Annotated in this window: 8 protein-coding genes; 6 read left to right on the forward strand and 2 right to left on the reverse strand. The window is 33.8% G+C overall.

The window, feature by feature from the left end:
• Nucleotides 1-149: 149 nt before the first annotated feature.
• The gene (locus B554_RS0100065) at nt 150-479 is read right to left on the reverse strand and encodes a darcynin family protein (RefSeq protein ID WP_019456512.1); all 330 of its coding nucleotides are present in this window, start codon (nt 477-479) and stop codon (nt 150-152) included.
• Between the two features lie 121 nt (nt 480-600).
• Here B554_RS0100065 and B554_RS0100070 point away from each other — a divergent pair, with 121 nt between their 5' ends.
• The 5 genes from B554_RS0100070 to B554_RS0100090 all read left to right on the forward strand — a co-directional run bounded on the left by B554_RS0100070 (nt 601) and on the right by B554_RS0100090 (nt 3,389).
• The gene (locus B554_RS0100070; protein ID WP_019456513.1) at nt 601-1,200 is read left to right on the forward strand and encodes a TetR/AcrR family transcriptional regulator; all 600 of its coding nucleotides are present in this window, start codon (nt 601-603) and stop codon (nt 1,198-1,200) included.
• Between the two features lie 389 nt (nt 1,201-1,589).
• Entirely contained in the window at nt 1,590-1,868 is a 279-nt protein-coding gene (locus B554_RS0100075; RefSeq protein ID WP_019456514.1) for a hypothetical protein, read from the forward strand.
• Between the two features lie 75 nt (nt 1,869-1,943).
• The gene (locus B554_RS18845; RefSeq protein ID WP_019456515.1) at nt 1,944-2,117 is read left to right on the forward strand and encodes a hypothetical protein; all 174 of its coding nucleotides are present in this window, start codon (nt 1,944-1,946) and stop codon (nt 2,115-2,117) included.
• 6 nt (nt 2,118-2,123) lie between these two features.
• Nucleotides 2,124-2,363 carry a hypothetical protein gene (locus tag B554_RS0100085; RefSeq protein ID WP_019456516.1) on the forward strand — a complete coding sequence of 80 codons (240 nt, stop codon included), beginning with the start codon at nt 2,124-2,126 and terminating at the stop codon, nt 2,361-2,363.
• A 450-nt stretch (nt 2,364-2,813) separates the two neighbouring features.
• Complete coding sequence (locus B554_RS0100090) at nt 2,814-3,389, forward strand: hypothetical protein (protein WP_019456517.1); 576 nt, start codon at nt 2,814-2,816, stop codon at nt 3,387-3,389.
• 183 nt (nt 3,390-3,572) lie between these two features.
• On the opposite strand, the gene dddY is transcribed toward B554_RS0100090, so the two are convergent.
• Nucleotides 3,573-4,781 (reverse strand): dimethylsulfonioproprionate lyase DddY, encoded by a 1,209-nt coding sequence (dddY, locus tag B554_RS0100095; RefSeq protein WP_019456518.1) that lies wholly within the window; start codon nt 4,779-4,781, stop codon nt 3,573-3,575.
• Nucleotides 4,782-5,202: 421 nt separating this feature from the next.
• Here dddY and B554_RS0100100 point away from each other — a divergent pair, with 421 nt between their 5' ends.
• Nucleotides 5,203-5,847 carry a TetR/AcrR family transcriptional regulator gene (locus B554_RS0100100; RefSeq protein WP_019456519.1) on the forward strand — a complete coding sequence of 215 codons (645 nt, stop codon included), beginning with the start codon at nt 5,203-5,205 and terminating at the stop codon, nt 5,845-5,847.
• The last annotated feature ends 16 nt before the right edge of the window (nt 5,848-5,863 follow it).

Below are 5,863 nucleotides of genomic sequence, written 5' to 3' on the forward strand. Positions count from 1 at the left end.
ATATTGATATTGATATTAATTTGGTATTAGTGGTGTTAATAATAAATTGTAAGTTTGTTGGTTAATAATAGTTTTTTAAATATATTAGAGAATTCAATATTTATGATGAAGTTGAAAATTTTGTAAAGCTAAAAGGTCTTCCGCAATTTCTATAAAGAACCTTCATACTCTACATATCCATCTTCAATTGCAGGAATAATCTCTACAAACTCAAAGTAGGGCACTGTACAAAACTCAGAGTCTCGAATCGCATCAATCACAAAATAATAATCTTGCAGAGATGTGGCCTCAAACATAGCAATATCACTCGCTTTAGTGCTAAATGCCTCAACGTCATACCAGCGAACTTTTACAGTCGGGTACTTCTCAAAAATAGGTTCAAGCTTCTGTGCACTAAACTCAGCCCGCTTTTCACGTGGTAAAGCCAACCAAGCAGGCAATGCTCTTAAATGAATAAAAAAAGTATAGGTTCTAGACATAACCACTCCATGACTGGGCCGAATTGTAATTCAACTGAAAAGACAGCATTTTCTTGTCATATCAACATGACTCAGTCAGTATATGAGTGATTACTCACATTAAATACTCGTATTTCGGCCAATGTCAGAAACACTCCCAGACCCACGTAAACGCCCGCGTCAAGCACGTTCAGTAACTACCTTTGAAGCTATTTTAGAGGCGGCTGCTCGCATTTTAGAGTCTTTAGGATTTGCTGGATTTAACACAAATGCCGTGGCTGAAATTGCTGGCGTAAGCATTGGTAGCCTATATCAATACTTTCCATCTAAAGATGCTTTAATCGTCGAGTTAATTCGACGTGAGCGAGCTGAGCTTTCAAAACGTATTGTTGAAGCCATACAGCAAAGTGATGCCTCAGATTTAAAAGAAAAACTAAAACTCATCATACAAGCCGCTGTGCAACGTCAATTGAGCCGTCCACAGTTGGCACGAACACTAGAGTTTGCATCTGAACTCATTGGAAAAGACAGTGAGGAAAGTAAGCTTCAACATGAACTTGAAACCATAATTTCTGATCTGTTTATACGTTCTGGCATTTCACATGCACAGTTAGCCGCACAAGATGTAATTGCTTTAAGCAAAGGAATGATTAACGCGGCAGGCATAGCAGGGGAAAGCGATTTAAACCATTTACAGCAGCGAGTTGAAAAAGCTGTATTGGGTTATTTGGATTTGAGCTAGCGAACATAAGCCATGGTTTCTATTTGTTATGTGACATATAAATTGTCATTTTCTATTTCAGTAATTCAAAAGTTTAGTAACTCTTATGACATATGATGGATTTAGATTAGATATTTATCTGCTTTAGAATTAATAGAGATTACATGAAATTGCTGAGATTTGATCAAAAACTAATCCTGAAAGGTGACAAATCATTAAAAAAGCCCAAGTACTATGAGTCGGGCTTTTTAAAAAAATAAGACTATGATTTATATCAGATAAAATTAAATTTAGAATAAGGTGTATTGTCTTAATTTTAGCAGCATTTAAAAATATTTCTCTAAAAAAACTTGCATTAATTTACTAAATTAAATAAATTTAATTTAGTAAATTAAATTTATGGTTTTATCATGAGCAGACGTAGTAATCAAAAAGTTTTAGATGCTTTAACCTTAATTGCTGAGGCTCAACAAGAGTTACGTAGAGATATGGAGGAAGGTTTTTCTAAGCAAAATAAGAAAATTAGTAGTCAATCGCAACAAATTTCAGCATTACAAGAACAGTGTCGAGAATTGAGAGATACGGCAATTATGGCAGAAGCTAGATCTGGTGAAAGTAATAAAGATATTGCTGCAAGATATAACTTATCGCCAGGCCGAGTATCACAAATCAAAGGTAAATACAGTTGAAAGGAATAATTTATTTTAAGTTAAACCATTCATACTAAATTTTTAAATCATAGCTAAATCATTAGGATATAACTCATGAGTGATTCTTTTTGTAAACCTTACCTAAACCCTAGAACAGGGAATATGACATTTGGAAGTGCTGCTCGAAATGGTCGCCTAAAAACTTTAGGTGGAGTAGATGGGGTTGTAGAAAAAACAAGAGATTTCTTACTAAATGAAGCAGATAAAACTCAAAAAAAGACTAAGTGATAGATCATGGCAAATGTCATAAAATTTAAGAAACGCCTAGCTCCTCTCTATCCAGAGGCAGTTAGTGCTATAACTAATTATCTTCTTGAAGAGGCGGATAAACCCAATTTAGTCAATTCCAAAGATAATATTGTTATATTTCAAAAGAATGAGTCTAAGTTTAAAGTTATTCAATTGGCAAAATCTTATACATCTATTTTAACCCCTAGCCTTGTTTTAAGGCTGTTACAGCTAAAAAATAAATAGTACTTCAGATTTTATGAAATTAATTTAACATAATGGGCGTTATCCGAAACCATATTTAAAAAGATTTTAAAATCATAGTGTTAAGAATTTCTATATACTACAAAGAAAGCAAAATTCCGATTTGACACAAATCGGAATTTTTTATGAGCAGATTTGATAGTTCTCGCCAATCATTTTAACTAAAAATCACTGTGTACAACTTAAGTAAGACATAACTCAGTTTAACTTAAAAAACTTTTTGAATTCAAAATTAGAATAAAAGCTAATTTTTATTACGACAGATATTCTTGTAGTTTTTTTTGCTATTTATCTTAGCAAAACTATTAAAAAATTATGTAAAACAAGAAAGAATATGGATTGTAAATTTTCTTGTATGTGTCGGTACTTTTAGTACAGGTGTTTTATTAGCTTCTGGTTTTTTTTACTATTGTTTTATAGTTGGGGATAGTTGTGATTTATAAACTTAAAATGTGGATCTTTAGAGAAGTAGTTGATCCATTTTTTTCATTATATTCATATATTTATAAAAATTTTGTTCTTGTCCTTTCCTTAAGTTTCTGTGTGATTGTACTGCTTTGTGCTCTTAACCCCAGTATAGTTTTTACTCCTAGAAAAGAGAGTTTTGTTGTTTATGAGCCTGAATTTCATTTTAAAAATAGACGTATAAGGTCGTTAGTCGTAGAAAGAGATAATGAAAATTTTCTTATTAATTGTGCATATTTTAGAAATGAAAATGGTTCATTTTGTGACTTATATAAACCTAAAAGATTGCTTAAATTAGAAGGAAGTTTTTTTCCCTATCCTTCAATATTTCTTGATGGTAATAAAATTGTAGCTAGTAGTGTTCGTTTTGAAGATGAAAAGGGGAGAGTAATTAATTTTTCAACAAGTGACGAGGAGGTTACTTCTTGGTGGATTTGGGTTATGTTCCCCACCTTATTGATGAGGTATTTAATTTTAATCTGGCTAATGGTAGTTGCTTTAATATTACTTTTAAAACTAATTAAGTATAAGCAAGAAACCTAATTTTTATTTAAAAGTGGCTTTGCTTTCCTGTCGAGTTGAAGGCTAGATGTAAAAGAGGGCTGCTATTTTATTTTTAGATTTACTGCAAACTCATTTATTGAGCTTGCAGTAAGTTTATCTTATAAATATTTCTGCAAAAAGTCTTCTTCAACGACTTATTTTACTAAGAACTTGGAAGGATACTTAAGGTTTCCAGTCGTGTAATTTACAAATTACCTTTTCTTCAGGTTTCATTTTCTTTATATCTTTTGGATCACCAGAGATAGGTTGGCATAACCGAGTGGATTGTTCATTATCTTGTCCAGTTGTACGAGCCCAAACTGTAACTAAACCAGAATTTTGAATCGTTTGATTGCAACCTTCAAGTGCATGGAATGCATGGATGGAATTACGTTCAAAGTAGGTTAGCCACTTCTGGTCTGGATCTTGATTGGAAAACCACTTTTTCCATTTACCTTTTGAACCATCGATCTGAACGTTCCAGCCTTTTTCACTACGTTTTTGTTTGAATTGGTTGCTATCCCAGTGCATCACCATAAACTTATTTTGATCAATACACTGAGGCTTGGTTAATGTCATGTAGATCTCTTGAGGGTGGTGATAATGGTAGGGGTAGGATGTATTAAATAATTGTACGGTCATACCTATTTCTGCACCTACTTTTTCACCATCAATTTCCTTAATTCGCAAGTTACCCCAAGGCCCCATGACTTCCGCATAAAGATAACCACCACGGAAACGGTCGCTTCCCGCATTTGAGTTTTCTGCGTATAGCGGGATCCAACCTACGGAAGACCAAAGTGTTGGTAGCCCTTTGATGCTGACATCCTTCGTCCAGTGTGACTTAGTGTCGGTACGTGAAGTAATTGCTAAGAAATTTTCGTTCAACTCTAAGCCTGCTGCACCAATTGTGCCCCCCATTTTTTTGTAGTAATCGGTTAGTAATGGACGGTTAATCCATTTTGAGGTTGCTGACAAATTTTGCACTTGTAGGCTAGGGGTGTAGAGTGTGAAATCTTTATAATTCTTTTGTGGGTCGAAACATGCCTTTGCTTTGTCTGGCTCGGCTAATATAGCTCTAAGGTGTTTCGCAACCAGTTCAACATCACGGTATTTCATAATACAACGTGTTTGCGCTTTTCCTGTTTCGGAAGAATAAGTTTGGGTCGTTGCTTGCGCTGAGTCTTTGCACTGACCAGTAGGCGTCTCAAGTGCCTTGAGGTATTGGTCTAAATAGACTAGGGACTCGGCCCAGAACTGGTCAACAAGCTTCTGTTCATCGGCAGTCAAGTGTGCAGGTTTTACATCGTCTTGGCATTTGAACTCAGCCGCTTGTGCTTGAAAGCATGCAAGCGTAGTTCCAATAACTACCCCTAAAATTCGTTTATTCATGATTCTATCTCTGTTGTTATCGCTAAGTGGAAGAGCTTGATATTTCTACTTAAAGTCTCTAATTTTTTGCACTTTAAAATGATGTAACTAATAAAAAGCTGTGTAAGTCCTTACAGTCGTAACTAACTTTATAGAGTTAGAAAATACTTAAAAATTATCCTAAATATTGAAGTTGAAAATCTAAACTTCTAGTAAAGACCACAAAACTTAAGTTTAAAATGATTTTCACATTTTATCTTTTTGATTTAAAACAACTAATTAATTTTAAATAAGTCTACATTATACTTTTTTTACAAAGTTGAAGATCATAAAGTATCTAAAAATTTCGAAAGTCATTGTCAGAAAAAATTATATAAGTTGTTGAAATCAATTTTAATCTAACAAGATTGCTATTTCTAGATGGATGGTCTATTTTATAAATATGAATTATTCGAATTTACCCAAAAGACCACGTGGTCGGCCCACTAAACATGGCATCAACTATGCAGATACGAAAGACGTATTAATACGTCGTGGTATTGAATTGCTTACAGAACGTGGAATGAATGCCATGAGCTTAGATGATCTCATGAAGCCTATTCAAATCCCTAAAGGCTCGTTCTATCATTATTTTGAAAACAAAGAGGCGTTTATTTTAGAAGTCCTAGATGCTTATGAAACTTATTTTGTGAAACGATTAAATAAGTTTTTAAGTCAACCAGATCTTACACCTCTAGAAAAACTACAAAATTTTGTAAAAGACGCTGGAGAAAAACTACAGAAATATGATTTTAAGCGAGGTTGTATTCTGGGGAACTTAGGGCAAGAGGTTTCTTATTTAGCCCCTGAAATTATTGCTCGAATAGAAAGTATTTTTCAGGTCTGGCAGAAAATGATTTCTGATTGCTTACGTGAATTTTATTCTGAATACAGCTTAACAGACTGTAATGAAATGGCTTACCAATTTTGGATTGGGTGGGAAGGCGCAGTTCTTAGAGCTCGTTTAATCAAATCTACGAGTCCTCTAGAAGCATTTTATCGCTTGTTTACATTAGGTGTAGAACAGCTCAATAGCATAAAAAGTTAATTAAAAAATAAATGCA

This window comes from Acinetobacter sp. GG2, from assembly GCF_000292385.1.
GTDB lineage: Bacteria > Pseudomonadota > Gammaproteobacteria > Pseudomonadales > Moraxellaceae > Acinetobacter > Acinetobacter seifertii.

What these genes read in the sequence shown, in the direction of transcription:
- B554_RS0100065 (WP_019456512.1), bottom strand. Translation starts at nt 479, where the DNA reads ATGTCTAGAACCTATACTTTTTTTATTCATTTAAGAGCATTGCCTGCT.
- B554_RS0100070 (WP_019456513.1), top strand. Translation starts at nt 601, where the DNA reads ATGTCAGAAACACTCCCAGACCCACGTAAACGCCCGCGTCAAGCACGT.
- B554_RS0100075 (WP_019456514.1), top strand. Translation starts at nt 1,590, where the DNA reads ATGAGCAGACGTAGTAATCAAAAAGTTTTAGATGCTTTAACCTTAATT.
- B554_RS18845 (WP_019456515.1), top strand. Translation starts at nt 1,944, where the DNA reads ATGAGTGATTCTTTTTGTAAACCTTACCTAAACCCTAGAACAGGGAAT.
- B554_RS0100085 (WP_019456516.1), top strand. Translation starts at nt 2,124, where the DNA reads ATGGCAAATGTCATAAAATTTAAGAAACGCCTAGCTCCTCTCTATCCA.
- dddY (WP_019456518.1), bottom strand. Translation starts at nt 4,781, where the DNA reads ATGAATAAACGAATTTTAGGGGTAGTTATTGGAACTACGCTTGCATGC.
- B554_RS0100100 (WP_019456519.1), top strand. Translation starts at nt 5,203, where the DNA reads ATGAATTATTCGAATTTACCCAAAAGACCACGTGGTCGGCCCACTAAA.